The organism is Bacillus sp. RHFS10, from assembly GCF_016757475.1.
GTDB lineage: Bacteria > Bacillota > Bacilli > Bacillales > Bacillaceae > Bacillus > Bacillus subtilis_G.
On sequence record NZ_JAESPO010000001.1, the window covers coordinates 57,540 to 83,353 of the forward strand.

Annotated in this window: 23 protein-coding genes and 1 other annotated feature; of the genes, 16 read left to right on the forward strand and 7 right to left on the reverse strand. The window is 44.4% G+C overall.

Features of this window, described 5'->3' with window-relative positions:
• The first annotated feature begins 134 nt into the window (after positions 1 to 134).
• The 9 genes from JMN17_RS00280 to motS all read left to right on the forward strand — a co-directional run bounded on the left by JMN17_RS00280 (position 135) and on the right by motS (position 10,149).
• The gene (locus JMN17_RS00280) at positions 135 to 2,990 is read left to right on the forward strand and encodes a DNA translocase FtsK (RefSeq protein ID WP_202326903.1); all 2,856 of its coding nucleotides are present in this window, start codon (positions 135 to 137) and stop codon (positions 2,988 to 2,990) included.
• A gap of 249 nt (positions 2,991 to 3,239) precedes the next feature.
• Positions 3,240 to 4,538, forward strand: a complete 1,299-nt coding sequence (gene murC / locus JMN17_RS00285) for a UDP-N-acetylmuramate--L-alanine ligase (protein ID WP_202326904.1) — start codon at positions 3,240 to 3,242, stop codon at positions 4,536 to 4,538.
• A 161-nt stretch (positions 4,539 to 4,699) separates the two neighbouring features.
• Positions 4,700 to 5,122, forward strand: coding sequence for a DUF948 domain-containing protein (locus tag JMN17_RS00290; protein ID WP_148962358.1), 423 nt, complete (start codon positions 4,700 to 4,702; stop codon positions 5,120 to 5,122).
• Positions 5,123 to 5,151: 29 nt separating this feature from the next.
• Positions 5,152 to 5,607 (forward strand): YtxH domain-containing protein, encoded by a 456-nt coding sequence (locus JMN17_RS00295; RefSeq protein ID WP_087992832.1) that lies wholly within the window; start codon positions 5,152 to 5,154, stop codon positions 5,605 to 5,607.
• 23 nt (positions 5,608 to 5,630) lie between these two features.
• On the forward strand, positions 5,631 to 5,957 hold the full coding sequence (ytxJ, locus tag JMN17_RS00300; protein WP_087992831.1) for a bacillithiol system redox-active protein YtxJ: 327 nt from the start codon (positions 5,631 to 5,633) through the stop codon (positions 5,955 to 5,957).
• 237 nt (positions 5,958 to 6,194) lie between these two features.
• Entirely contained in the window at positions 6,195 to 7,271 is a 1,077-nt protein-coding gene (locus JMN17_RS00305) for a bifunctional 3-deoxy-7-phosphoheptulonate synthase/chorismate mutase (RefSeq protein WP_202326910.1), read from the forward strand.
• 273 nt (positions 7,272 to 7,544) lie between these two features.
• Positions 7,545 to 8,549 carry a catabolite control protein A gene (ccpA, locus tag JMN17_RS00310; protein WP_087992830.1) on the forward strand — a complete coding sequence of 335 codons (1,005 nt, stop codon included), beginning with the start codon at positions 7,545 to 7,547 and terminating at the stop codon, positions 8,547 to 8,549.
• A 63-nt stretch (positions 8,550 to 8,612) separates the two neighbouring features.
• Positions 8,613 to 9,431 (forward strand): flagellar motor protein MotP, encoded by an 819-nt coding sequence (motP, locus tag JMN17_RS00315; RefSeq protein ID WP_087992829.1) that lies wholly within the window; start codon positions 8,613 to 8,615, stop codon positions 9,429 to 9,431.
• Positions 9,421 to 10,149, forward strand: coding sequence for a flagellar motor protein MotS (motS, locus tag JMN17_RS00320; protein WP_087992828.1), 729 nt, complete (start codon positions 9,421 to 9,423; stop codon positions 10,147 to 10,149). Before motP ends, motS begins: the two co-directional genes overlap by 11 nt.
• 10 nt (positions 10,150 to 10,159) lie before the next feature.
• On the opposite strand, the gene JMN17_RS00325 is transcribed toward motS, so the two are convergent.
• From JMN17_RS00325 to acuA, 3 genes are read right to left on the reverse strand one after another with little or no spacing between them, the layout of a single operon-like run.
• Positions 10,160 to 11,326 (reverse strand): acetoin utilization protein AcuC, encoded by a 1,167-nt coding sequence (locus tag JMN17_RS00325; protein ID WP_087992827.1) that lies wholly within the window; start codon positions 11,324 to 11,326, stop codon positions 10,160 to 10,162.
• Positions 11,323 to 11,967 (reverse strand): acetoin utilization AcuB family protein, encoded by a 645-nt coding sequence (locus JMN17_RS00330; protein ID WP_087992826.1) that lies wholly within the window; start codon positions 11,965 to 11,967, stop codon positions 11,323 to 11,325. Before JMN17_RS00330 ends, JMN17_RS00325 begins: the two co-directional genes overlap by 4 nt.
• 26 nt (positions 11,968 to 11,993) lie before the next feature.
• Positions 11,994 to 12,626 carry an acetoin utilization protein acetyltransferase AcuA gene (gene acuA / locus JMN17_RS00335; protein ID WP_087992825.1) on the reverse strand — a complete coding sequence of 211 codons (633 nt, stop codon included), beginning with the start codon at positions 12,624 to 12,626 and terminating at the stop codon, positions 11,994 to 11,996.
• Positions 12,627 to 12,784: 158 nt separating this feature from the next.
• Here acuA and acsA point away from each other — a divergent pair, with 158 nt between their 5' ends.
• From acsA to sr7p, 3 genes are all read left to right on the forward strand, one after another.
• Positions 12,785 to 14,503, forward strand: coding sequence for an acetate--CoA ligase (gene acsA, locus JMN17_RS00340; protein ID WP_087992824.1), 1,719 nt, complete (start codon positions 12,785 to 12,787; stop codon positions 14,501 to 14,503).
• Positions 14,504 to 14,557: 54 nt separating this feature from the next.
• Positions 14,558 to 14,795: a binding site (T-box leader), on the forward strand.
• Between the two features lie 49 nt (positions 14,796 to 14,844).
• Positions 14,845 to 16,113: a tyrosine--tRNA ligase gene (gene tyrS / locus JMN17_RS00345; protein WP_087992822.1), complete on the forward strand. Its 1,269-nt coding sequence runs from the start codon at positions 14,845 to 14,847 to the stop codon at positions 16,111 to 16,113.
• A 149-nt stretch (positions 16,114 to 16,262) separates the two neighbouring features.
• The gene (gene sr7p / locus JMN17_RS21870; protein ID WP_277986961.1) at positions 16,263 to 16,391 is read left to right on the forward strand and encodes a small protein SR7P; all 129 of its coding nucleotides are present in this window, start codon (positions 16,263 to 16,265) and stop codon (positions 16,389 to 16,391) included.
• A 21-nt stretch (positions 16,392 to 16,412) separates the two neighbouring features.
• Here the strand turns inward: sr7p and rpsD are convergent, their stop codons facing one another.
• A complete protein-coding gene (rpsD, locus tag JMN17_RS00350; RefSeq protein ID WP_087992458.1) occupies positions 16,413 to 17,015 on the reverse strand; it encodes a 30S ribosomal protein S4 in 603 nt (200 codons plus the stop codon).
• Positions 17,016 to 17,309: 294 nt separating this feature from the next.
• On the opposite strand from rpsD, the gene JMN17_RS00355 reads away from it, so the two are divergent.
• Complete coding sequence (locus tag JMN17_RS00355; protein ID WP_087992456.1) at positions 17,310 to 19,052, forward strand: diguanylate cyclase domain-containing protein; 1,743 nt, start codon at positions 17,310 to 17,312, stop codon at positions 19,050 to 19,052.
• A 37-nt stretch (positions 19,053 to 19,089) separates the two neighbouring features.
• Here JMN17_RS00355 and JMN17_RS00360 read toward each other — a convergent pair whose 3' ends face one another.
• A complete protein-coding gene (locus tag JMN17_RS00360) occupies positions 19,090 to 19,581 on the reverse strand; it encodes a GAF domain-containing protein (protein ID WP_087992455.1) in 492 nt (163 codons plus the stop codon).
• 126 nt (positions 19,582 to 19,707) lie between these two features.
• On the opposite strand from JMN17_RS00360, the gene refZ reads away from it, so the two are divergent.
• Positions 19,708 to 20,331 carry a transcriptional regulator RefZ gene (gene refZ, locus JMN17_RS00365; protein ID WP_003223478.1) on the forward strand — a complete coding sequence of 208 codons (624 nt, stop codon included), beginning with the start codon at positions 19,708 to 19,710 and terminating at the stop codon, positions 20,329 to 20,331.
• On the opposite strand, the gene hisJ is transcribed toward refZ, so the two are convergent.
• The gene (gene hisJ, locus JMN17_RS00370; RefSeq protein WP_202326912.1) at positions 20,324 to 21,133 is read right to left on the reverse strand and encodes a histidinol-phosphatase HisJ; all 810 of its coding nucleotides are present in this window, start codon (positions 21,131 to 21,133) and stop codon (positions 20,324 to 20,326) included. The two genes, refZ and hisJ, sit on opposite strands and share 8 nt — an antisense overlap.
• A 196-nt stretch (positions 21,134 to 21,329) precedes the next feature.
• Here hisJ and ezrA point away from each other — a divergent pair, with 196 nt between their 5' ends.
• A complete protein-coding gene (gene ezrA, locus JMN17_RS00375) occupies positions 21,330 to 23,033 on the forward strand; it encodes a septation ring formation regulator EzrA (protein WP_087992453.1) in 1,704 nt (567 codons plus the stop codon).
• Between the two features lie 99 nt (positions 23,034 to 23,132).
• Here ezrA and brnQ read toward each other — a convergent pair whose 3' ends face one another.
• Positions 23,133 to 24,467, reverse strand: coding sequence for a branched-chain amino acid transport system II carrier protein (gene brnQ, locus JMN17_RS00380; RefSeq protein ID WP_087992452.1), 1,335 nt, complete (start codon positions 24,465 to 24,467; stop codon positions 23,133 to 23,135).
• Positions 24,468 to 24,668: 201 nt separating this feature from the next.
• On the opposite strand from brnQ, the gene JMN17_RS00385 reads away from it, so the two are divergent.
• A complete protein-coding gene (locus JMN17_RS00385; protein ID WP_202326914.1) occupies positions 24,669 to 25,814 on the forward strand; it encodes a cysteine desulfurase family protein in 1,146 nt (381 codons plus the stop codon).

A 25,814-nucleotide genomic window follows, 5' to 3' on the forward strand; every position in this document is an offset into this window, starting at 1 on the left:
ACGAATCATGTGAAAAGCCGCTAAGCCCTTGTTTAGCGGCTTTGTTTTGCTGAAAGCTTAATCTTTTCTGGGCAGACCAGCAATGGTATACTAAAAAACGTCCCATAAAACTATAAGGGAGTTAGAGATAAATTATGAGTTGGCTTCATAAATTTTTTGATTTGTTTTTAGGCGAGAGCAAAGAGGATGCTGAACGGGAAACAAAACCCGCTCAAATTCCGCAGCAACAAGAAGTACATCATTCCGAAGGACAATTAAAAAGATTGGAAGATCCTAAAATATATTATGAATATCCAAACGGCAAGTTCCGTTTTCCAGTCGTGCCTGATGGATACAACAATCATGAGCTGAGAAGGCGCCGCGCACCTTCGGACAAGCCGCAATCCGCGCCCCGACCAAGCGCCGCACCGCACAAGGACCGCCCGAAAAATGAAAAAGAGCAGCATACATATCAAACATCAGAGCCGGCGAAGAAACCGTTTAAACCGACAAATATCCCTTCGCCTATATATGGATTCAATCAAAAACCATCCGTCAATAAGGATGTGCCGAAACAGCCTTCTGACGCATTGAAGGCACCGGACAAATCTGTTGAAAAAGAGAAGGTAACACTGCTGTCAGAAGAAATTGAACGTGAACGCTTCTATACAGATCCAGCTGCTGACAGAGCGGAACAGCACGTAAAAGAAGGGTCTTTCCTCCGGGATCCCCAATTTGAAGAACAGCCTTCTGGTGTCTTAAACGGAAAGTCTGCAGAGCGTGATGAAGCGCTGGCGAAGAACCCAGCCGAGCCGTCAGATAACAAAGGGCCAGCTGCATCCGGCATTCAGCAGCCAGAAAAAGAGGCGTCTTTCTTCGCTGCTGAACCTGATGAAAAGCCTAAGACACTGACAAATACCGTGACCGAGAGACAAGAAGAATCGTCAGACAGCAGTGTAAACCTTGAAGACACTGAAACGGCTGAGAATCAAGAAGAACTAGCAGTAAAACAGCCTGAGAAATTAGAAGAACTTGTCTTCCAAGCTGAACATGATGAGGAACAAAAAGCACCTGAGTCTCTGACAGAGGCAGTATCTGAGGCTGAATTATCGGAAGAGCCGTCAGACAGCGCAGTAAATAATGACCGCGCAAGCGCGCCAGAAACTGCTGAGACCCCTGCTGTTCGAGAAGAGCAAATAGAAATTCAACAGGAAGAGCCTTTCTCGCATGCTGGCTATGGGCGTTCAGCATCTGAGGCTCTGACTCAAGCAGAAACAGAAGCCAAAGAATCAGAAGAGCCATCAGGCAGCATAATAGAAACTGAGGACACGAAGATAGATGTTCAGCCAGACAATCATATAGAATCGGAGCACGATGACAACATGGAACTGGGTTCCAGACCGTTTTCTGAAGCCCGTGAAAACCGGAGGGAGATCCGTGAAGAAGAGACACATGCAGCTGCAGATGAATCGCAAAAAAGGCCTGTCATGCAGGAGAAACATACTGAACAAAGCGCATCTCCTCAAAAAGGGCCGTCCGTTCCTTTTAATGTCATGATGCTGAAAAGAGATACGCACAAACAGCAAAAAGCAGAGGAGCGCCGCGGCAGCTATGTGTTTCCGAATGTTGCACTGCTTGACGTCCCGCCAGCGCAAGTTCAAGATGATACTGCGTGGATCGAAGAACAGCGCCAGCTTCTTGATTTGACCCTGAAAAATTTCAATGTCCGCGCCAATGTCGTCCATGTGACCCAGGGGCCGTCTGTCACAAGATTCGAAGTGCATCCTGAGCCAGGCGTAAAAGTGAATAAAATCACCAACTTGTCTGATGATATTAAACTCAGCCTGTCCGCAAAAGATATTCGGATCGAAGCGCCGATTCCGGGGAAAAACACGATCGGAATTGAAGTTCCGAACCGCACGAGCAAGGTGGTTGATTTACGCCAGATGATTCGCAGCCCAGCTTTCAGGACAAGCAAGTCACCGCTTACAGCAGCACTGGGATTGGATATCTCAGGAAACCCTGTCGTCATCGACTTGAAGAAAATGCCGCATGGCTTGATTGCCGGTGCTACGGGCTCGGGGAAAAGCGTATGCATCAATACAATATTAGTCAGCCTGCTGTATAAAGCTGATCCGAGTGAAGTAAAGGTGCTGCTGATTGATCCGAAAATGGTAGAGCTGGCTCCCTACAATAAAATTCCTCATCTCGTCAGCCCGGTCATCACTGACGCCAAAGCGGCTACGGCTGCTTTAAAATGGGTCGTTGAGGAAATGGAGCGGCGCTATGAGCTGTTTGCCCATTCGGGTGTCCGCGACATTGACCGGTTTAATCAATTAACTGCAGATCACCACACGGGCGAAAAGCTGCCTTATTTAGTTGTGGTTATTGATGAGCTTGCTGATTTGATGATGGTGGCTCCAAATGATGTCGAAGAGAGCATTGCGCGGATTGCCCAAAAAGCCAGGGCGTGCGGAATCCATCTGCTCGTCGCAACTCAGCGGCCGTCAGTCGATGTCATTACCGGTCTGATTAAGGCGAATATCCCGACGAGAATCGCATTTTCTGTCTCAAGCCAGGTTGATTCCCGAACAATTATTGACATAGCCGGTGCGGAAAAGCTTCTCGGAAAAGGCGATATGCTCTTTTTGGAAAACGGCTCGGGAAAACCGGTCCGCCTGCAAGGCAACTTTGTATCGGACCGCGAAATCGACCGCGTCGTTTCCCACGTCAGAAATCAAATGCCGCCAACCTATTTATTTGAACAAGAAGAGCTGGTAAGACAAGGCTCAGCCCTGAAAGAAGAGGATGAACTGTTTGACGAAGCGTGTGAGTATGTGGTTGAGCAAAACAGCGCGAGCACTTCAAGCCTGCAAAGAAGATTCAGAATCGGATACAATCGCGCGGCAAGGCTGATTGATATGATGGAAGCGGAAGGCATGATCTCTGAGGCAAAAGGAAGCAAACCTCGTGAGGTGCTGATCACAGCAAGTGATTTAATAAACGAATAATATGGGTTCATTTTCACACCAAACATGGTATGATAGTGTTTAGAGCATTTAACAGCTATGCCGCTTTACAGCAGATGCGCATAGACAAATCTTGATATCTAGGTTTAATCGGAAAGAAATAACCGGATACTGAACATAACAAAACATATAAAAATACGCCGCTAAGGGCGGCTTTTCGCCGCCGCGGTCGCAAATTGAAATGAGCGTCATATACTGGGGAACAGATAGACGTTTGTTGGAGGTACAATTATGACTGTTTATCATTTTGTTGGAATAAAAGGGACGGGTATGAGTCCGCTTGCCCAAATACTTCATGATAATGGATATACTGTCCAAGGATCGGATATCGAAAAGTTTATTTTTACGCAAACAGCGCTTGAAAAAAGAAATATTACGGTTCTTCCTTTTAGAGCGGATAATATCAAACCCGACATGACAGTCATTGCCGGAAACGCATTCCCAGACACGCATCCAGAGATTGAAAAAGCCATGTCTGAAGGAATTCCGGTGATACGTTATCATAAGTTTTTAGGCGACTATATGAAAAAATTCACCAGTGTTGCCGTTACGGGCGCACACGGAAAAACGTCGACTACGGGCCTGCTGGCTCACGTGATCCAAAACGCAAAACCGACCTCTTTCTTAATCGGGGACGGAACGGGCCAGGGAAATGAAAACAGCGAATACTTTGTATTTGAAGCGTGCGAATACCGCCGCCATTTCTTAAGCTATCAGCCTGACTACGCGATCATGACGAATATTGATTTTGATCACCCTGATTACTTCTCAAGCATTGACGATGTGTTTGACGCTTTCCAAGAGATGGCTCTTCAAGTCAACAAAGGCATTATTGCCTGCGGAGATGATGAGCATCTGCCGAAAATTCATGCGAACGTCCCGGTTGTGTATTACGGCACTGGGGAAGAAAATGATTTTCAAGCCAGAAACATCGTAAAAAGCACGGAAGGGACAACTTTCGATGTATTTGTCCGCAATACATTCTATGATACGTTTTATATTCCTGCGTACGGCCACCACAATGTATTAAACTCATTGGCGGTCATTGCGTTATGCCATTATGAAGAAATTGATTCCAACATCATTAAGCATGCCCTCAAATCATTCGGCGGCGTCAAACGCAGATTCAATGAGAAGCAGCTCGGGGATCAAGTGCTGATTGATGATTACGCTCATCACCCGACAGAAATAAAAGTGACAATTGAGGCGGCAAGACAGAAATATCCTGATCGTGAAATCGTCGCGGTATTCCAGCCTCACACATTTACGCGGACGCACCAATTCCTTGACCAATTCGCAGAAAGCCTGAGCGGGGCTGATTGTGTGTATTTATGCGATATTTTCGGCTCAGCCCGGGAGAATGCAGGAAAGCTGACGATCGGCGACCTGCAGGGAAAAATTCATAATGCAAAGCTCATTGAAGAACATGATACATCTGTTTTAAAAGCTCATGAAAAAGCCGTTCTCATCTTTATGGGAGCAGGAGATATTCAAAAATATATGAGAGCCTACGAAAACGTCATGGCATAATAAAAAAGCAGTGTTCTCACTGCTTTTTATTTATCTGATGGAAAGCTTGTTAAAGGATTTTCTTACATAATGGAGAATACTATGTATACAGCCCAGTATACATGTTTATGATTTATGAAAACGGGTAAACAGCAGTATATCCTGCAGCAAGGAGGTTTAAGATGATTATTATTCTTTATTTAAGCGTTGCACTCATCGCAGTCGCATTTCTCGTATTAGTGATCTACTTGTCTAAGACATTGAAGTCACTGCAGCTGACCCTAAAACATGTCGCATCCACTCTCGAAGGGCTGGAGGGACAAATGAAGGGCATCACAACTGAAACAGCCGAGCTTTTACATAAGACCAACCGCCTGGCTGAAGATATTCAGGAAAAATCAGAAAAGTTGAACACGGTCGTCCATGCTGTTCAAGGAGTGGGCACTTCTGTACAGCAGTTCAATACATCCATGAAACAGGCGGCGGGGTCTGTATCGGCATCAGTAAGAGAAAATCAAGACAAGATCAATCAAGTTGTCACATGGAGCCAAGCAGCAATGGAAATTTGGGAGAAATGGAAGCAAAAGAAAAAGTCGGCTCTGTAAGAGAAAAAAAACTATGAGGAGGAATAATGATGAGCAAAGATGGAATTAATAGTAAAGATTTTTTAATCGGAACTTTAATCGGGGGAATCATCGGTGCCACTACCGCTCTTTTTCTAGCGCCGAAATCAGGCAAAGAACTTCGTGACGATCTTGGCAGCCAAGCTGTTGCTTTGCGGGACAAAACTGACAAAATGACGGCAGATGCGAAGGAAAAAGGCACGCAATATGTCAGCATCGCAAAAGACAAAACATCGAACATCACACAGCTTGTAGCGGATCAGTCAGGGCAGATCATGAACAAGGTGAAGGATTTAAGAGACCGGTCTAAATCTGCAAAAACGGATTCATCAACTGATATGCAAGAAATGAGAGAAGAAGCGATGCAGGCGGCCGGCGAAACAAAAGATCAGGTCCTTCAAACGAAAGAAGATGTAAAAGACGAACTGAAAGATGCGCAAAAACAGGCTGAGCATATCAATCGCTGAGCCGGGAAGGAAGATCTTGAGCCATGGCAAAACAGCTTATTCAATCTGAGGAAGAATTTAAACGGATTGCAGAACAGGAAGGCACTTTCGTCTTCTTTAAACACAGTACCACATGCCCGATCAGCCAGGCAGCATTTCATGAGTTTGTTGCCTTTGCAAATCAGCATGAGGATGTGCCGGCTTACTATCTGCAAGTACAAGAAGCCCGGCCGCTGTCAAATTTCATCGCAGAAACATACGGCGTAAAGCACGAAAGCCCTCAGGTTTTCGTCATCCAAAACGGTGAAGTGAAATGGCATACCTCACATTCACAAATTACAGAAGCGGGCATCAAGCAGCATTTGTCATAGAAAAAAGCGTCCAGATTCAATCTGGCGCTTTTTTTTTTTGAAAAAACCCTTGAACATTGCCCTCACATGATGTAGGATAGCTTCATAGATCACTTTATCACTTAAAAGCGTTTGGGTAATAAAGAGGAGTTTTTATAAAATTTTTTTTATTTCAGTATTTCCATTTGGAATTACTTATAGTAAGATGCATGATAACTACAAAATAAAAAATGAATGTGCAGGGAAAGGATGAAAAAAATGAGCAACACAGAGTTAGAGCTTTTAAGGCAGAAAGCAGACGAATTAAACCTACAAATTTTAAAATTAATCAACGAACGCGGAAATGTTGTAAAAGAGATCGGTAAAGCGAAAGAAGCACAGGGTGTCAATCGATTTGACCCTGTCAGAGAACGCACAATGTTAAACAATATCATTGAAAACAATGATGGTCCTTTCGAAAACTCCACCATCCAGCACATTTTTAAAGAGATATTCAAAGCCGGTTTAGAGCTTCAGGAAGAAGATCACAGCAAAGCGCTGCTTGTCTCGCGCAAGAAAAAACCTGAAGATACAATTGTAGATATTAAAGGTGAAAAAATCGGAGACGGCCAGCAAAGATTTATTGTCGGGCCATGTGCGGTAGAGAGCTACGAGCAGGTGGCTGAAGTGGCTGCAGCTGCGAAAAAACAAGGAATTAAAATTTTGCGCGGAGGAGCCTTTAAGCCTCGTACGAGCCCATACGATTTCCAAGGCCTCGGTGTTGAAGGCCTTCAAATTTTAAAACGTGTAGCGGACGAATTTGATCTGGCAGTGATCAGTGAAATCGTAACTCCGGCTCATATCGAAGAAGCGCTGGACTACATTGATGTGATTCAAATCGGAGCGCGCAACATGCAAAACTTTGAATTGCTGAAAGCGGCCGGCTCAGTGAAAAAGCCAGTGCTTCTGAAGCGCGGACTTGCTGCAACGATCTCTGAATTCATCAATGCCGCTGAATACATCATGTCACAAGGAAACGATCAAATCATTCTTTGTGAACGCGGTATCAGAACATATGAAACAGCAACGAGAAACACGCTGGATATTTCTGCTGTACCGATTTTGAAACAAGAAACGCATTTGCCTGTCTTTGTTGATGTGACGCATTCAACTGGCCGCCGCGACCTCCTGCTTCCGACAGCTAAAGCTGCTTTAGCGATCGGCGCAGACGGCGTAATGGCTGAGGTTCACCCTGATCCGTCAGTCGCACTTTCTGACTCTGCTCAGCAAATGGCGATTCCTGAATTCGAAAAATGGCTGAATGAACTGAAACCAATGGTGAAAGTCAATGCTTAGTAAACAATAAAAAGGCCGCGTCTGCGGCCTTTTTTTGTGTTTTCTCGTTTATTTAGTTATAAAATCCAAGTATACGTTTTCATCATCTATAAAAACGTGTATAATTTCATGAGAAGTATTTAAATTTGATGAATAATGAAAAATAATGTAAACTACTGACTTACGCTTACAAATCATAAACGACATAAATTTGGACATTATGACATTTCTCTACATAAAGTGTTTATGCTATAGATAAGGATAAGTGTATCCAGTAAAAGGAGTGGTTTTAGGATGAGCAATATTACGATCTACGACGTAGCGAGAGAAGCTAATGTAAGCATGGCAACTGTTTCCCGTGTTGTGAACGGCAACCCGAATGTAAAACCGACAACGCGGAAAAAAGTTTTGGAAGCCATTGACCGTCTCGGTTACCGTCCAAACGCGGTGGCAAGAGGACTGGCAAGCAAAAAAACAACAACAGTAGGAGTCATCATTCCCGATATCTCAAGCATTTTCTATTCAGAGCTTGCGCGCGGGATTGAAGATATCGCGACAATGTATAAATACAACATCATTTTGAGTAACTCGGACCAAAACATGGAGAAAGAGCTGCACCTGTTAAACACAATGCTCGGCAAACAAGTGGACGGCATCGTGTTTATGGGCGGAAACATTACGGACGAGCATGTTGCGGAATTTAAGCGTTCCCCAGTGCCGATCGTACTTGCCGCTTCTGTAGAAGAGCAGGAGGAAACACCGTCAGTCGCGATCGATTACGAAGAGGCGATTTATGATGCAGTGAAGCTTTTGGTTGATAAAGGACATACAGACATCGCATTCGTTTCCGGACCAATGACAGAACCGATCAACCGCTCGAAAAAACTTCAAGGCTATAAACGCGCGCTTCAAGAAGCGAATCTTCCGTTTAATGAACAATTTGTTGCTGAAGGGGATTACACATACGATTCCGGACTTGAAGCGCTGCAACATTTGATGAGCCTGGACAAAAAACCGACAGCCATTCTTTCTGCAACTGATGAAATGGCACTCGGCATTATCCATGCGGCTCAGGATCAAGGCTTATCCATTCCTGAGGATCTCGACATTATCGGCTTTGATAATACGAGATTAAGCCTTATGGTTCGTCCGCAGCTTTCAACAGTGGTTCAGCCGACATACGATATTGGCGCCGTTGCGATGAGGCTGCTGACGAAGCTCATGAATAAAGAGCCGGTTGAAGAGCATATTGTCGAACTGCCGCACCGTATAGAGCTAAGGCAGTCAACCAAGTCATAAGAAAAACTAGAAAGCAAGCTTCACCTCTAAGGTGAATTCTTGCTTTTTTCATGAGGAGAAATGATGAAACGTTTTGATTATCTTACACCTGTTGGTTTTGTGTTAGGAACGATTATGATTGTGATCGGAATAATTTCGGGATCAGGAATAAGCGGTTTCCGCTCTTTTCTAGATCTGACCTCTTTCTTCATCGTTACAGGGGGGCTATGCGCCGCTGTTTTTATCAGTTTTCCGCCGAGAGAGCTGCGAAAAGCGCCCTCTGTGCTAAAGCAGGCATTTATCCGCCAGGAAGACAATGTGAAAGATCTCGTGAAAACCTTTGTCTCTCTTTCGGATCACGCGCGAAAACAAGGGCTTTTATCATTGGATGATCAGGCCCGGGAAATCAAAGATCCATTCTTGAAAAAAGGGCTGCTTTTAGCAATTGATGGCTGGGATGAAGAAACGATTCGGCTCGTCATGGATTCAGAGATCGCGGCAATGGAGGAACGGCACCGCAAAGGACGGCGTGTTTTTGAGAAAGCGGGGGAATTCGCTCCGGCATGGGGAATGATCGGAACACTCGTCGGGCTCGTGCTGATGCTTAAAAACTTAAATGATCCGCACATGCTTGGGCCAAATATGGCCGTTGCGCTTTTAACAACCTTATACGGTTCATTGCTGGCAAACATGGTGTTCAACCCGATTGCCGCCAAACTCGAAGAAAAAACAGAAAGTGAAATCTTCATCAAGCAAGTAATGGTGGAAGGCATTATCGGAATCCAATCCGGAAAAAACCCTCGTAACCTCGAAAGCCAGCTCGTCGTTTTCAGCTCCCGGGAAGAATGGCGGAAGCAGCCAAATCAAGTAAAAACAAAAAAGGGATCTATACATGAAGCTTAGAAGAGAACGGTTTGAAAGAAGGAAAGGAAGCGGGAAAAATAGACGATCTTCATCCAGCTGGTTGGTCACCTTTTCAGATCTGATCACTTTGATCCTTGTGTTCTTTATTTTACTTTTTTCGATGTCCCAAATTGATCTGCAAAAATTTAAAGCGGCAGTCGAATCGATCCAAAAGGAAGGCGGCGGGATCCAGCCTGACCAAACGTCCATAGAAAAAAAGAACACATCGCCAGCCAATGCGAAGAAGCAAAAGGATCAGCAGGATCAGCTTCTCAAGAAAGTAAATACATATATAAAAGACCATCACCTGAAGGCCCAAATGACAGCCAAACGGGATGAACGCGGTGTCGTACTCGTTCTGCAGGAGTCTGTGCTGTTTGATTCAGGGGAGGCCAAGGTGCTGAAAAATGCTGAAACACTTCTTCAACAAATTGCCGTTCTTCTGAAAACCATTCCAAATGACATTCAGGTGGAGGGCCATACAGACAGCCGAAATATTGCAACATACCGATATCCGTCTAACTGGGAGCTGTCAGCAGCACGCGCAAGCGGAGTCATTCAATACTTCACATCAAAAGAGAAACTTCCCTCAACGCGCTTTATCGCTGTAGGTTATGCGGATACAAAACCTGTAAAGGATAACAAGACAAACGAACACATGAAGGAAAACCGGCGTGTGGAAATTGTTATCAAAAAATCAAAAACGACCTCTTCGTGAAGGTCGTTTTTTACTTCGTTCTTTGCTGTTGCTCGGATCGTATTGCATATAATGCTTTGCTTACGGTTTGGGCATTTTTTTCTGTGATTTCAGGCTTGCGGGGAATCGGAGGATATAAATCGGCCGGATCGCTCCAGCTGGACGGAAGGGTGACAGGGCAGTGTTTTTGCCATTTAACGATCCATTCAGGAGGAATATCGTGTCCCGGATCAATGCCCTTCATTTCGAGCCATATTCTGGCCCAGGCGCGGGGCACTACACGCCATATATCATATCCTCCGCCTCCGACGGCAATCCATTTCCCTCCGCAATATTGATGCGCTAAAGTGTGTGCAAGTCGCGGAATTTCTTCGTAGATGTTGATCGTTGCAGATAAATGCGTTAGCGGGTCATAGTAATGGGCATCGGCACCGTTTTGGCTGATAATCACATCCGGTTGAAAATAAGCGGCGACTTCGGAAGCTGCTGTCCGATAAGCTTCGAGAAAAGAATCATCCTCTGTGAAAGCGTCAAGCGGGATATTAAAGGAATAGCCATATCCCTTTCCGCTTCCTTTTTCCTGAATCTGGCCTGTTCCGGGGAATAAATACCTTCCTGTTTCATGGATAGACAGTGTGCATACGCCGGGGGTATCGTAAAACGTAAACTGCACACCGTCCCCGTGGTGGGCGTCGGTATCAATATAAAGCACTCTGGCTCTGTATTTTTTCTGGATATATTGAATCGCCACAGCACTGTCGTTGTAAATGCAAAATCCTGAAGCTCTTCCCCGAAATCCGTGATGAAGGCCTCCTCCAAGGTTGGCGGCATGCAGGGCTTGTCCTGACATCACCCAGTCTGCGGCCGTTAAGGTGCCGCCGACTAAGAGTGATGCCGCTTCGTGCATGCCGGCAAAGACAGGTGTATCTTCAGTGCCGAGCCCATAGCTTTCTCCTTCTTCAGCGGGAAGTTTACCGGCACCCGCAAGCTTTACCGCCTGAATGTAATCGTCCGTGTGGACAAGGGCTAGCTCCTCTTCTGCCGCGAGTCTCGGGCTGATAATGTCTCCATCATCAAAGGCATTGATCGTCTTGAGCAAATCATATGTTAACAGAACTCGCTGCTGATTAAATGGATGTTCCTGATGAAACATATAGGTTTGATAGGATGGAGAATAGATAAATACACTGTCTCTCATAGCAAATCCCTTTGCTCTGACGGCCAAACGACGTGGTGTCCATTTCTTTGTAATGCCTGCAAAAACGGCAGCGGATTCATCATTTTTACACGGAAGACAAGCACTTTCACACCGGAATCTTCATGCGGATAGACGAGCACACTCAATATTTTCACTTGGAGGTCTTGACAAAGGCTGCTGATTTCCGCAAGACTTTTGGTGATGTCGTTTACTTTTATTTCAAATTGTGACCCCGGCTGGTCAGCGCCTGTCAATTTGACAAATGTCCGCAACAAATCGGTTTTTGTCAAAATGCCTATTAATTTTTGGTGCTGCACCACGGGCAGACAGCCGATGCCATGCTCGTAGAACACCGCAGAAATTTCTTCAACAAAATCAAGCGGGTGGGCGCACACGACATCTTTTTTCATAATTGAATCTACGCTTCGTGTAAGAAATCGGCTTCGTTTGCTTTCTTCAAAAATACTCGGGCTGGCCTGTTTCATGTCTCTGTCTGTAATCATGCCGATCACATGGCGGTCTTCATTTACAACAGGCAGATGCCTGATATGGAATTCCTTCAGTTTGCATATTGCTGTTTCAAGCGTATCCGTCTTCGTTAATGTAATGATATCCCTTTTCATGATCTGCTCAACAATCATTATTTTTTCCCCTTTGTCAGTGTCAGTTAATACATAAAGCGATGATAAAAACGGAGTCTGTCAAATTGTTCAATTGATTCTTGGCTGACGTTTTTTCCGATGCGTGCCATTAGACAATTTGCAGGGTGGGAGCTGATCTCTGGCTCATCTGTCGCAAACCAAGCCAATCCGCCTGCATTCATCATCTTCTCCATGAGCTTTCTGTATTCCCACACATCTTTTTTCATCCCTTTTAAATCCCAATGCCAGTAATATTCCGTCGTCATCACGATGTAGTTTTCCATTTGTTCATCCATCATGCTGACGGTCAAAAGCGTCTTTCCGACAGAACATCCCCGATAGGCCGGCGCCACCTCGATGGCCCCGAGCTCAAGCAAATCCTCCATATTTCCTTCAGACCATCTTTCGAGCGGGTCAGGATATAAATACGTCACATAGCCGATAATGGTTCTGCCGTCTCTAGCAATGATAATACGCCCTTCGGGAAGGCCGGCAATGTCGACTAGCGCTTCATGCTGCTCGCGGGGCGGGCGAAATGCGGTTAAATCTGTATGAAACTCGTAACCTGCCAGATCCTCTGGAGAGACAGGCCCTTCTATCAGTAAGGAGCCGGTTGCTGTTTTGATGTTTGCTGAATGGTATGTTTTATGATGTTCCACTGATCCACCGTCCCATCAATTCTTATAAAAATACATGCTTCTTTAAGAATAACAAATTTTAAAGCGTTTTCAATATGGTTTATATTTTAAAAATTGAGAAGAATATGAATATATAATATAATAATTGTGACAACTTCAGCAAAGGGGGATGTTTGGGCATGAATTTGAAAGCGTTACCAGCAGTAGAAGGGGATTTTCATTTAAAAAATTATGAAGAAACGTACCGGCATTTTGATTGGGCCGAGGCAGAGAAACATTTCTCCTGGCATGAGACAGGGAAACTGAATGCGGCGTATGAAGCGATTGACCGCCATGCCGAATCGTTTCGAAAAAACAAAGTAGCGCTTTATTATAAAGACGCAAACCGGGATGAAAAATACACATTTAAAGAAATGAAGGAAGAAACAAACAGGGCAGGGAATGTGCTGAAACGGCATGGAAATGTGGAAAAAGGGGACCGCGTTTTTATTTTTATGCCAAGATCACCCGAGCTATATTTTATAATGCTTGGCGCTATCAAAATTGGCGCCATCGCCGGGCCGCTGTTCGAAGCATTTATGGAGGGAGCGGTGAAAGACCGGCTTGAAAACAGCGAGGCGAAGGTAGTTGTCACGACGCCTGAGCTGCTGGAGAGAATACCGGCTGATACACTGCCTCACTTGCAGCATATATTCGTAGTCGGCGGAAAGGCTGAAAGCGGCGCAAACATCATCAATTACGATGAAGCAGCAAAACAGGAGGGCACAAGACTGGATATCGAATGGATGGACAAAAAAGATGGCTATCTGCTTCACTATACATCGGGTTCTACTGGAACGCCAAAGGGTGTGCTGCATGTCCATGAAGCGATGATTCAGCAATATCAGACAGGAAAGTGGGTCCTTGATTTAAAGGAGGAAGACATTTACTGGTGCACAGCAGATCCGGGCTGGGTGACAGGTACGGTATACGGCATTTTTGCACCATGGCTGAACGGAGCGACAAATGTCATTGTCGGCGGACGTTTCAGCCCTGAAAGCTGGTATGGAACAATTGAACAGCTTGGCGTCAACGTCTGGTACAGCGCGCCGACAGCTTTTCGAATGCTGATGGGAGCGGGAGATGAGATGGCTGCGAAATATGATCTAACCTCACTCCGGCATGTGCTCAGTGTCGGTGAGCCGTTAAACCCGGAAGTCATCAGATGGGGGCATAAGGTTTTTAACAAACGAATCCATGATACATGGTGGATGACAGAAACGGGCAGCCAGCTCATCTGCAACTATCCTTGCATGGAGATCAAACCGGGTTCAATGGGTAAGCCGATTCCCGGTGTGGAGGCGGCAATCGTTGACAACCAGGGCAATGAACTTCCGCCGTACCGAATGGGCAATCTCGCCATTAAAAAGGGCTGGCCTTCCATGATGCATACCATTTGGAATAACCCTGAAAAGTACGAATCGTATTTCATGCCGGGCGGCTGGTATGTGTCCGGGGATTCTGCTTACATGGATGATGAGGGATATTTCTGGTTTCAAGGAAGAGTCGATGACGTCATTATGACCTCTGGTGAGCGCGTCGGCCCATTTGAAGTGGAAAGCAAGCTTGTCGAACATCAGGCCATTGCAGAAGCAGGCGTGATCGGTAAACCTGATCCAGTGCGGGGAGAAATCATTAAAGCCTTTATCGCACTCAGAGAAGGATATGAGCCGTCCGATAAACTGAAAGAAGAGATTCGCCTATTTGTAAAGCAGGGTCTTGCAGCCCATGCGGCTCCGCGTGAAATTGAATTTAAAGATAAGCTTCCGAAAACCCGAAGCGGAAAGATCATGAGACGGGTGCTGAAGGCATGGGAGCTTAATCTGCCGGCAGGAGATCTGTCAACGATGGAGGATTAAAAGGCGACATTGACACGGGATTTTATTTATGTTAAAAATGATATAGCTTCATATGAAAAGGTAAAGATTGAGACAAGTAGACTATCCTTACGTTCCAGAGAGCTGATGGCCGGTGAAAATCAGCACAGACGGATATATCGAATACACTCATGAACCGCTTTTGCAAACAAAGCCGGCCAGGCTTTCAGTAGTGAAAGAACGGACCTGATCCGTTATCAGGCAAAGTGATAAGACGAATGTTTTGCGTTCTCTTATTAGTAGGGTGGTACCGCGATAATCAATCGTCCCTTCGTGTAAACGAAGGGGCGTTTTTTATTTTAATCAAAAAGGAGCTTTATCTTATGACAAACTTACTTGAAGACTTATCCTTCCGCGGATTGATTCAGCAAATGACGGATGAAGAAGGATTAAATAAACAGCTGAATGAAGAAAAAATCCGCCTGTACTCAGGCTTTGATCCGACAGCGGACAGCTTGCATATCGGACACTTGCTGCCTATTTTAACACTTCGCCGTTTTCAGCTTGAGGGCCATCATCCGATTGCGCTTGTGGGCGGGGCGACGGGCCTCATCGGCGATCCGAGCGGAAAAAAAGCGGAGCGTACATTAAACACTGCTGACATCGTATCCGAATGGTCCCAAAGAATCAAAAACCAGCTGTCCAGATTTCTGGATTTTGATGCAGCAGAAAACCCTGCTGTCATCGCGAACAACTTTGACTGGATCGGCAAAATGAATGTGATCGACTTCCTTCGTGATGTCGGTAAAAACTTCGGTATCAATTACATGCTGGCAAAAGACACGGTCAGCTCAAGAATTGAATCCGGCATCTCATACACGGAATTCAGCTACATGATTCTTCAATCTTATGATTTCTTAAATCTGTACAGAGAGAAAAACTGTAAGCTGCAAATTGGCGGAAGCGATCAGTGGGGCAACATTACAGCGGGCCTTGAACTGATCAGAAAATCAGAAGAAGAAGGGGCAAAAGCGTTCGGCCTTACCATTCCGCTTGTCACAAAAGCAGACGGCACGAAGTTCGGAAAAACGGAAGGCGGCGCGATCTGGCTTGATAAGGAAAAGACATCGCCGTATGAATTTTATCAATTCTGGATCAACACAGATGACCGTGACGTTGTCAAATACTTAAAATACTTTACATTCCTATCAAAAGAAGAAATTGAAGCATACGCTGAGAAAACAGAAACAGCGCCAGAAAAGCGTGAAGCGCAAAAACGCCTCGCAGAAGAAGTGACAGCGCTCGTTCATGGACGTGAGGCGCTGGAGCAAGCCATCAACATATCCCAAGCGTTGTTTAGCGGCAATATTAAAGAGCTTTCTGCCCAGGACGTAAAAGTGGGCTTTAAGGATGTCCCTTCCATGGAAGCTGACAGCAGCCAAGAGCTTTCACTTGTAGATGTATTGGTGCAATCTACATTATCTCCTTCAAAACGCCAAGCCCGTGAAGACATTCAAAACGGAGCTGTTTACATTAACGGCGAACGCCAGACGGAAATCAATTATCTCTTATCTGCTGAAGACCGTATCGAAGGCCAATTTACTGTCCTTCGCCGCGGGAAGAAAAAATACTTTCTTGTGACGTATAAATAAAAAAAGATCCTTTGCCGATATGGGCAAAGGATCTTTTTTTGGTTTATCGCATAGGAATGACAGGAAAAGAGTATATTAGATAGGGCAAACACGACCAATCACCTCCCAAGCACCTCCAAGCACCACCTTTTAAGAAAGGAGCGCTGACCATGAATCTCATGTGCACGATTGCAAAAGAAAGGCTCCAGCGGGATTATTGGGAGCACCAGACGCGAGATAGTGTTGGCCAGCAAGAGGCGCCAGACGAAACAGACGATAAAAAAACCCCGACCGCATAGCGGCAGGGGTTTTTAAAACGATTAACGAGAGTAGAACTCAACGATAAGCGCTTCGTTAATTTCCGGAGCAAGTTCAGAACGCTCAGGAAGACGAGTGAATGTACCTTCAAGCTTTTCAGCGTCGAAAGTAAGGTATTCAGGAACGAAGTTGTTCACTTCTACAGATTCTTTGATGATAGAAAGGTTACTTGATTTTTCGCGAACACCGATTGTTTGACCAGGTTTTACTTGGTAAGACGGGATATCAACGCGGCTTCCGTCAACAAGAATATGACCATGGTTAACCAATTGGCGAGCTTGACGGCGAGTACGTGCTAAACCTAGCTTGTACACAACGTTATCAAGACGAGAATCTAAAAGAATCATGAAGTTTTCGCCGTGTTTACCAGTTAGTTTAGCAGCTTTGTCAAATAAAGTGCGGAATTGGCGTTCGTTTACGCCGTACATGTGACGAAGCTTTTGCTTTTCTTGCAATTGCAAACCGTATTCTGATAATTTTTTACGTTGTCCTGGACCGTGTGGACCTGGAGCGTAAGGGCGTTTTTCTAATTCTTTTCCTGTACCGCTAAGAGAGATTCCTAGACGGCGGGACAGTTTCCAAGATGGACCTGTATAGCGAGCCATAATGTGACTCCTCCTTTGGTTTTATTTTTGTGGAAAATAAAAACCGTCTGCTCTATTCGACCATGTACATTTTGTTTTCATGTATCCTCGCTCCAGCAGCAGAGAGTTACACGATACACCTTATGAATAAGGAACAAAATGAAAACATAGAAGCTGAACAAAAAGGCTGCAATATTTCACACAAAGGTCATTATATAATTTATTTGATTTGAAGTCAACCATTCCTTCATTATTGCTTCGCCGTTTATGATATAATAAACAAAAATTAGTAGTAAACTTTCAGGTGATAAAAACATGGTAGAACAAACAAAAGAACAATTATCCGCCTTTCATTATCATATGCTCGATTTTTTATTAACCAAATCTGAAAAAGTCACTTTCACCGACTCTTTCATATGGCTGACTTCGGCTATTCAAACTTATTTTTCATCCCTATGTGTTTCGCTTACACCGACACCATCCGTTGGTTCTGCTTCAAAACAGGCGGATGACGAAGTTCGATTTTCCGCTTCGAAAATAAACGCCTCATCTTACCTGATTGAGGACATCGGCGGCAGGCGCTATCATCTGACATGCAGGCAGGATGTAGAGATACCTGAAGGGCTTCCCGACTTGGTTTCATCATTTTTAAACCAGTCAATGAAACAGGAAAAACTCTATATCAAAACGATCTATCAAAAAAAGATATACAAAATGACAGAGCTGTTCCATTCACTGCTTGATCAGACAGAAGTGCTGAAGCAGCTTTTAGAAAGCTTAACCGGCACGTTTTCTATGTTTGAGTTTTCTCTCTATATATCGCACGATCAAGATCAATGTTTAGGTGTTCCTGCAAAAGAGCTTTATATGGAAGGGGAAAAATCCGATTCCTTTGCTCTCAAAGTGTATTTATCCGGGGATATTTTGCGGAAAAATGAATCTGCCGCTTATATTCCGATCAAAGGACAGCAGGGAACGTACGGGGTGTTGAAGGCTGAAGGAACGGGCGGCAGTTTTCTTAATGACGCCTATCTTGATGAAATGTCGCTGATAGCAAACGCGGCGGGAAAAGCGTTTGAAAACGCTCAGCTCTATGAGCAATCCAAAGCAAGCATCGCAAATTTGGAATTGATTAATGAAACGTCACGCCGCCTGAATCAGCGGCTGACACTGGCCGATACGATGAATGACCTGGCTGTGAGAATGGCAGAATCGTTTCAGGCGGAAGAAGTGGGTTTCTTTCATATAGACCATTTTGAAAACCTGACATTGCTCCCCGGCAGCACAGCGTTTTTTAAGGAAGCGAAGCCGTCTGAATTTTTTAATGAAATGAAAGAAAAGCTGTATGAAGGGGAAATAGGAGTTTTCATCGGAAATGGTCAGTCTGTTTTCGGAAAGGCCGGCTACGGCTCGCTGATGGCTGTTCCGATGATTGAGAATGACAGGCTTCTAGGTTTCGCGGTTTTATTGAAAGAGGAAATGTACGCTTTTACATTTGAAATGTACAAGCTGTTTCAGGCGCTGATTCGTCACGCAACTCTGGCTGTAACCAACTCAATGCTCCGCGACCGCCTTGAGCATCTCGTCAAAACAGATCAGCTGACTGAGCTGTATTCGAGGGTTTATTTAGATGAAAAAATTCAATACAGTATGAAGATCCACCAAAAGGGTGTTTTTATACTTGTTGATATTGATAATTTCAAGAATGTAAATGATACGTACGGTCATCAGACTGGGGACGAGATTTTAATTCAAGTCGCTTCGGTTATTAAAAGCAACATCAGAAAGCATGATGTCGGCGCCCGCTGGGGAGGCGAGGAGCTGGCGATTTATTTGCCGAATGTGACGGTTGCGGCGGGGAAACGGATTACTGAGAGACTGGTTTATGCAGTCAGAAAAAATACGAAACCCGAGGTGACCATTTCATGCGGTATCTCCTGCTGGACGGCAAAAACAAGAAAGTCACTGAAAGAGCTTGTGCATCAGGCTGATGAAGCGCTCTACAGCGCGAAACGAAACGGAAAAAACCGCTTGATGATACACGAATCAATAAAATAACAAAAGCCCAAAACACTATGAGTTTTGGGCTTTTATATTACTGTGCTAACGCTTTTTCAAGCTTTTCGGCAAACTGTGATAAATACTTTTCGTCGATTTCGTCGAAACGGTTTTTCACTGGGCTGTCGATGTCCAAGACGCCGACAACTTTTCCGCCTACATGAATCGGAAGCACAATTTCTGATTGAGACGCCGCATCGCAGGCGATATGTCCCGGAAACGCGTTTACATCCTCTATACGCTCCACTTTTCCGTTTGCATAGGCTGTGCCGCAAACGCCTCTGCCGAAAGGAATCCGAACACATGCCGGCAGACCTTGGAACGGTCCTAACACAAGCTGTCCATCCTCTTCTTTGGCAAAATAGAAACCCGCCCAGTTGACTTCAGGCAGCGAATGATACAGAAGCGCTGAGGCATTCGCATAGTTTGCGATTTGATCTGTTTCGTCTTCGGTCATGGCTTCGAGCTGTTTTAGCAGAAGCTGATAGTCTTTTTCTTTATCTCCAGATTGTTTTTCGACATGGAACATGGAAAACCCTCACTTTTTCTATAATATAAAACAAAGTTCCGGCTTTTCTGCCGGCATTTGTCGATAAGTTCTTACAGGAACAGCGGCCTTCTGCTTGAATTGTATCAAGAGGAAGGAGTGAGCCGAATGAAAGTAAGCACCAAAGACAAAATTATTGAATCTGCTGTCATGCTCTTTAACCAAAAAGGATTTTCTGGCACGTCTGTCCGTGAAATCGCAAAGTCAGCTGATGTAAATGTTGCGCACATCTCCTACTATTTTAAAGGCAAGGGAGGTTTGATGGAACACTTAGTTTCAGAGTTTTACGAAGGCTACAGTAAAACGCTTGAAACAGCGGCAGGCAATATCTCTTCTCAAAGCACGCAAGAACAGCTTCTTCAATTGGTTTTCGATATTTTATCCTATCAGCATAATCATCGTCAATTAACTCGTTTTGTCTACCGGGAAGTCACGATTGACTCCACGTTAATCAGAGAAATTATGTCGACATATCTAATGAAGGAAAAGTATATCTTCCAGCTGATCATTGAGGAAGGAGAAAAACAGCGTGAACATTTAACGCTGCCGCTGCCCCATTTTATTCTCCAATTAAAATCTCTCTTGATGATGCCCTATCTCCAGCCTCAATATATTTCAGAAGTGCTCTACATGCAGCCGCACGAGCCGTACTTTTATAAAATGTATTTTGAAGAAATCAAGATTTGGATCAGAAGCGTCTTCCGGACAGGGGACGTGGCGCTTATCAATTAGCCTGCTCCGCAAACGCCTCATATGCGTATCCGACATCTCCCGCTTGATGGGCATCAGACCCGAACACAAGCGGGATCTTCTTTTGCTTCGCTTCATTCATCATCCAATCCTCGAGATAAATGCCTCCTGCGTACGTTTTTCTTAAGCCGGAAGTATTGAAGTCGAGCTCCATTCCGTTTTCTGCAATGGCATCCAGACACTGAAAAACGATTCCGCGAATATGTTCAGACATGCTGTACGGAAACAGCTTGATGAATTTTTGGACGAGTGTGATGTGACCGACTCTTTTTGGCTTATAGCTGCCAAGAGATGATACAATGGAAGAATAGATGCTGCGGTAATACCGCTCGTATACTGCTTCGATGCTTCCGCAGGCTGAAATCAGCTCTTTAAAGGTATGCTCATCATAATCAAGGCACAGATAGGAAGAACCTGCGCGCAAAAAATGAACGGATATGATGCTGTCATCTAAATATGGCCCGTATGTGTCCAGTAATAATTTAATTTCATCTTCAAATTCAGCAATATAATCGACCTCAAGCCCCGTATGTATGGCAAGCTGCCCGCGATATTCTTTTTTTAATCCGGAAATGTCATCGATGTAGCGTTCCAAAGAGGCTTGCGCCATCGCGCTGTCTTTCTGCGGCGTCGGATCAGTAAAAGAGGGCGGCAATGGGGCGTGTTCGGTAAAAGTAATCGATTCAAAGCCTTTTTTTAAGGCTTCTTCTGCATATTGTCTGAGTGTGTTGTTTGAGCCGTGAGGGCAAAATGGTGTGTGAATATGCCCGTCTCGCTTTTGCATTGGCGTCACCCCGTGAAAAAATAGTAAAATCCTGCCGATTTTGCACAAAAAGTTTTTGAATTCTGGTCAAAAAATGTTGGTTACATGGTATCATAATAACAATGAAAACGACAGTTTTTCTCAATACATATCCTGAAATCTTTCTGAATAAATAAAACACCCTGACAGATTAAGGTTAACAGCAAGGGGGCTCATTATGGAGTTTGTCATTGGATTATTAATTGTACTGCTTGCCCTGTTTGCGGCAGGCTACTTTTTCAGGAAAAAAATCTACGCTGATATTGACCGGCTGGAATCGTGGAAGATTGAAATTCTGAACCGGTCGATTGTGGAAGAAATGTCCAAAATTAAACATTTAAAAATGACGGGTCAGACAGAAGAGTTCTTTGAAAAGTGGCGTGAAGAATGGGATGAGATTGTCACAGCTCACATGCCGAAAGTTGAAGAGCTCCTTTATGATGCTGAGGAAAATGCAGACAAATACCGATTTAAAAAGGCCAATCAAGTGCTCGTTCATATCGACGACCTGCTGACCGCGGCGGAATCAAATATTGAAAAGATTCTGCGGGAAATCAGCGACCTTGTCACAAGTGAGGAAAAGAGCCGCGAAGAGATTGAACAGGTGAGAGAGCGCTATTCAAAATCGCGAAAAAACCTGTTGGCTTACAGCCACCTTTACGGGGAGCTTTATGACAGTCTTGAAAAGGATCTTGACGAAATTTGGAGCGGAATCAAACAATATGAAGAAGAAACAGAAGGCGGAAACTATATTACCGCACGAAAAGTGCTGCTTGAGCAGGACCGCAATCTTGAACGGCTTCAGTCATATATAGATGACGTGCCGAAGCTGCTGGCTGACTGCAAGCAGACGGTGCCCGGCCAGATTGCAAAGCTCAAGGACGGCTATCGCGAAATGAAAGAGAAAGGGTATAAGCTTGAGCATATCCAGCTTGATAAGGAATTAGAAAATCTGTCAAATCAGTTGAAACGGGCGGAGCATGTCTTGATGACTGAGCTGGATATCGATGAAGCGTCCGCGATCCTGCAGCTCATAGACGAAAATATTCAATCTGTGTACCAGCAGCTGGAAGGTGAAGTCGATGCCGGCCAATCTGTGCTAAGCAAAATGCCTGAATTGATCATTGCTTATGACAAGCTGAAAGAGGATGAAGAGCATACAAAGGCGGAAACTGAGCTGGTGAAGGAAAGCTACAGACTGACAGCCGGCGAGCTCGGCAAACAGCAGGCTTTTGAAAAGCGCCTTGATGAAATTGGCAAGCTGCTCTCCTCGGTTAAAGATAAGCTCGATGCAGAGCATGTCGCCTACTCACTCTTAGTAGAAGAAGTTGCTTCAATAGAGAAGCAGATTGAAGAAGTGAAAAAAGAGCATGCTGAATACCGTGAAAAGCTGCAAGCGCTGAGAAAAGAAGAGCTTCAAGCGAGAGAGACGCTCAGCAATTTGAAAAAAACAATTTCTGAGACAGCAAGACTGCTGAAGACAAGCAATATTCCAGGCATTCCGAGTCATATTCAAGAAATGCTGGAAAACGCGCATCATCACATTCAAGAAACAGTCAACCAACTAAACGATCTTCCATTAAATATGGAAGAAGCCGGAGCCCATTTGAAGCAAGCAGAAGAGATCGTCAACAGGGCAAGCCGGGAATCAGAGGAACTTGTCGAGCAGGTCATCCTCATTGAAAAAATCATTCAGTTTGGAAACCGGTTCAGAAGCCAGAATCATATTTTATCTGAACAGCTGAAAGAAGCGGAAAGACGTTTTTATGAATTTGATTACAGTGAAGCGTATGAAATTGCAGCATCCGCGGTTGAAAAAGCGGCTCCGGGTGCTGTTCAAAAAATAGAATCACAAAAGATTAAAGAGCATCAATATCAATAAAGTGTATACAAAAGGCCGAAGCATAAGTGCTTGGCCTTTTGTATTGAGAATATAAAAAAGCCTTTTTGGATTTAGATCCAAAAAGGCTTTTCGTTTTCACTAGTTGATATCAGCTGGTTTTTTATTCGAACTGATAAGAGAAATGAGATAACCGGCAATGCCTCCAATGATAGCAGGGATGACCCAGCCGAATCCTAAGCTGTAAAGCGGCAGCGTATTGCTGAGAACTTTATTTAAAGAACCAAGCGGAATGCTTGCGGCATTCAGGCCGTCGATAATACTGAAAATACCAGTGGCGATTAAACAAAGAGTATATACTTCACGTCTGCCTTTAAATAATTTTTCAATAAACGAAAGCAAAATGATAACAATTGCTAATGGATAAATAGCTGATAAAATAGGAACTGAGAATAAAATGATATTTGACAGCCCAAAGTTAGAAATAATAAAGCTGAACACAGTGACAATTGATACAACTGTTTTATAAGATAAAGAAGGAATCAGCTTTGAGAAATAATTTCCGCATGAAGAGACAAGGCCGATGCTTGTTGTCAAGCACGCGAATAGGATAGCGACACCTAAAATGATATTTCCCAAAGACCCGAACAGGTGCTGCGATGATGCTGATAAAATTTTGCTTCCCGCACCAAGCAGACCGATAGATTCTGTGCTTGTTGCCCCTAAATATGCGAGTGAAACGTAAACAAGACCGAGTCCTGCTGCTGCAACAAGTCCCGCTTTAATACATACGGAAGCAACTGATTTACGATTGGTGATGCCTCTGTCCTTAACGGCATTAACAACGACAATTCCGAACACGATAGAAGCAAGTGCATCCATTGTTTTATAGCCTTCTAAAAATCCTTTAAACAATGATCCGGAAACATACGCTTCATGCGGTGACTGAATGTCCCCCATCGGCGTCACGATGCTTTTGATGACTAAAATAGCGATAACAGCAAGTAAAATAGGTGTTAATACCTTTCCGATCCGGTCAACAAGCTTTGTAGGGTTTAAAGCTAGGTAGTACGTAATAGCAAAGAAAATGAGCGTAAACAGAAGAAGTGTGAGCCATGACGGCATGCCGTCTACAAAAGGCACAGCCGCAATTTCATAAGAAACAGTGCCTGTTCGCGGAATCGCAAAAAGCGGTCCAATTGTTAAATAAAGAACAACTGTAAAAATAGTTCCAAAGACCGGATGTGCTTTATCAGCAAGGCCTTTGGCATCCGTACCTGTTAATGCAACAGCGACAACACCTAAAAGCGGCAGGCCGACACCCGTCACGAGAAATCCTGCCATCGCTTTCCAAACATTTTCGCCGGCCGCTTGTCCAAGTTCCGGCGGAAATATCATATTTCCTGCGCCAAAGAACAAAGCGAAGAGCATAAGCCCGATGGCGATCGTTTCCTTGGCTGATAGTGTTGATTTCATAACGTATAAATCCTCCTAATTTCACTATGGTAGAATATTCTGTCAATTAATTGTCAGATAATATGACGAAAGTAACAAATTTAATTATAGGTGAATGTATGAAGAAGTCAATAGTAATTTTATTTACTTTTTCAGCACTAATTTGTTATGGTAACATATAAAATTAGTTTTGTATCGCTTTCATATTAAAGGAGTAAAAAGATGTTATATTTAGACAATAGTTCAACGACTAAACCTTACGATGAAGTCTTGAATACATATGAACAAACAAGCAGACGATATTTTGGAAATCCTTCATCTTTGCACCGGTATGGAGCTGAAACGGAACAGCTGCTTCAGGCAGCTAAACATCAGATAAAAAGGGCCTTAGGTCTAAAGAATTATGATATTGTATTTGCGTCAGGCGCTACAGAAGCTAATAATTTGGCTTTAAAAGGAGCCGCTTTGTCAAAAATAAAAGCAGGCAAACATATCATTGCCACTTCTATCGAGCATCCGTCTGTGGGGGAATCGTTAGAACAGCTGACAGAGTTATTCGGGTTTGACGTCACTTATCTTTCGGTGAATGAAGACGGATTTGTTTCAATTGAAGAACTGAAACAAGCCATCCGCCCGGATACCGTGCTTGTCAGCATGATGCATGTGAACAATGAAGTCGGTTCCGTGCAGCCGATTGAAAAGGCGGGGGAAGTGCTGAAAGAGCACCCGAACATTTTGTTCCACGTCGATTATGTGCAGGGCATCTATAAAGTGCCTTTGGCTATTGAAAAGGCCGGCATTGATCTTTGTTCGATTTCCGGGCATAAATTTCACGGCCTGAAGGGGACAGGCGCGCTTATCGTAAAAGAAGGGACACGCCTTATTCCGTTGATAACGGGTGGCTCTCAGCAAAAAGGCATTCGGGCCGGGACGGAACATATTGCGGGTGCGGTTTCGCTTGCCAAAGCCATTAATCTTGCGGCTGCCGATTTTGAAACGCGGCTTGACACGATGGCTGCCGCAAAAGAATGGTTGATGAAAAAGCTGAGTGAAACTGAAGGCGTCGTTGTCAACACGCCGCAAATAGATAGTGCGCCGCACATTATTAATTTCTCGGTTCCTGGGATTAAAGCAGAGGTGCTTTTACACATGCTCGAGGAACAGGATATATTCGTCTCAACAACATCGGCCTGCTCAGCAAAAGAACATAAGCCCAGCAAAGTTCTCTTACAGATGGGCAAGGGAGAGCAAATTGCCGGAAGCAGCATCAGAATCAGCTTAAACTACAGCCAGACAAGCGATGTGGCAGAACCGTTTATGAACGCGCTTCGTCCCGGCATCAAAAAATTAAAGAAAATGATGAGGTAG

Bases quoted from the DNA above. Each gene is read 5' to 3' on its own strand.
- ccpA (WP_087992830.1), top strand. From the start codon at position 7,545: ATGAGCAATATTACGATCTACGACGTAGCGAGAGAAGCTAATGTAAGC.
- brnQ (WP_087992452.1), bottom strand. From the start codon at position 24,467: ATGAAATCAACACTATCAGCCAAGGAAACGATCGCCATCGGGCTTATG.
- JMN17_RS00295 (WP_087992832.1), top strand. From the start codon at position 5,152: ATGAGCAAAGATGGAATTAATAGTAAAGATTTTTTAATCGGAACTTTA.
- acsA (WP_087992824.1), top strand. From the start codon at position 12,785: ATGAATTTGAAAGCGTTACCAGCAGTAGAAGGGGATTTTCATTTAAAA.
- JMN17_RS00280 (WP_202326903.1), top strand. From the start codon at position 135: ATGAGTTGGCTTCATAAATTTTTTGATTTGTTTTTAGGCGAGAGCAAA.
- JMN17_RS00305 (WP_202326910.1), top strand. From the start codon at position 6,195: ATGAGCAACACAGAGTTAGAGCTTTTAAGGCAGAAAGCAGACGAATTA.
- JMN17_RS00290 (WP_148962358.1), top strand. From the start codon at position 4,700: ATGATTATTATTCTTTATTTAAGCGTTGCACTCATCGCAGTCGCATTT.
- motS (WP_087992828.1), top strand. From the start codon at position 9,421: ATGAAGCTTAGAAGAGAACGGTTTGAAAGAAGGAAAGGAAGCGGGAAA.
- ytxJ (WP_087992831.1), top strand. From the start codon at position 5,631: ATGGCAAAACAGCTTATTCAATCTGAGGAAGAATTTAAACGGATTGCA.
- refZ (WP_003223478.1), top strand. From the start codon at position 19,708: ATGAAAGTAAGCACCAAAGACAAAATTATTGAATCTGCTGTCATGCTC.
- JMN17_RS00355 (WP_087992456.1), top strand. From the start codon at position 17,310: ATGGTAGAACAAACAAAAGAACAATTATCCGCCTTTCATTATCATATG.
- JMN17_RS00360 (WP_087992455.1), bottom strand. From the start codon at position 19,581: ATGTTCCATGTCGAAAAACAATCTGGAGATAAAGAAAAAGACTATCAG.
- murC (WP_202326904.1), top strand. From the start codon at position 3,240: ATGACTGTTTATCATTTTGTTGGAATAAAAGGGACGGGTATGAGTCCG.
- tyrS (WP_087992822.1), top strand. From the start codon at position 14,845: ATGACAAACTTACTTGAAGACTTATCCTTCCGCGGATTGATTCAGCAA.
- hisJ (WP_202326912.1), bottom strand. From the start codon at position 21,133: ATGCAAAAGCGAGACGGGCATATTCACACACCATTTTGCCCTCACGGC.
- JMN17_RS00325 (WP_087992827.1), bottom strand. From the start codon at position 11,326: ATGAGAGACAGTGTATTTATCTATTCTCCATCCTATCAAACCTATATG.
- motP (WP_087992829.1), top strand. From the start codon at position 8,613: ATGAAACGTTTTGATTATCTTACACCTGTTGGTTTTGTGTTAGGAACG.
- sr7p (WP_277986961.1), top strand. From the start codon at position 16,263: ATGAATCTCATGTGCACGATTGCAAAAGAAAGGCTCCAGCGGGATTAT.
- rpsD (WP_087992458.1), bottom strand. From the start codon at position 17,015: ATGGCTCGCTATACAGGTCCATCTTGGAAACTGTCCCGCCGTCTAGGA.
- JMN17_RS00330 (WP_087992826.1), bottom strand. From the start codon at position 11,967: ATGATTGTTGAGCAGATCATGAAAAGGGATATCATTACATTAACGAAG.
- ezrA (WP_087992453.1), top strand. From the start codon at position 21,330: ATGGAGTTTGTCATTGGATTATTAATTGTACTGCTTGCCCTGTTTGCG.
- JMN17_RS00385 (WP_202326914.1), top strand. From the start codon at position 24,669: ATGTTATATTTAGACAATAGTTCAACGACTAAACCTTACGATGAAGTC.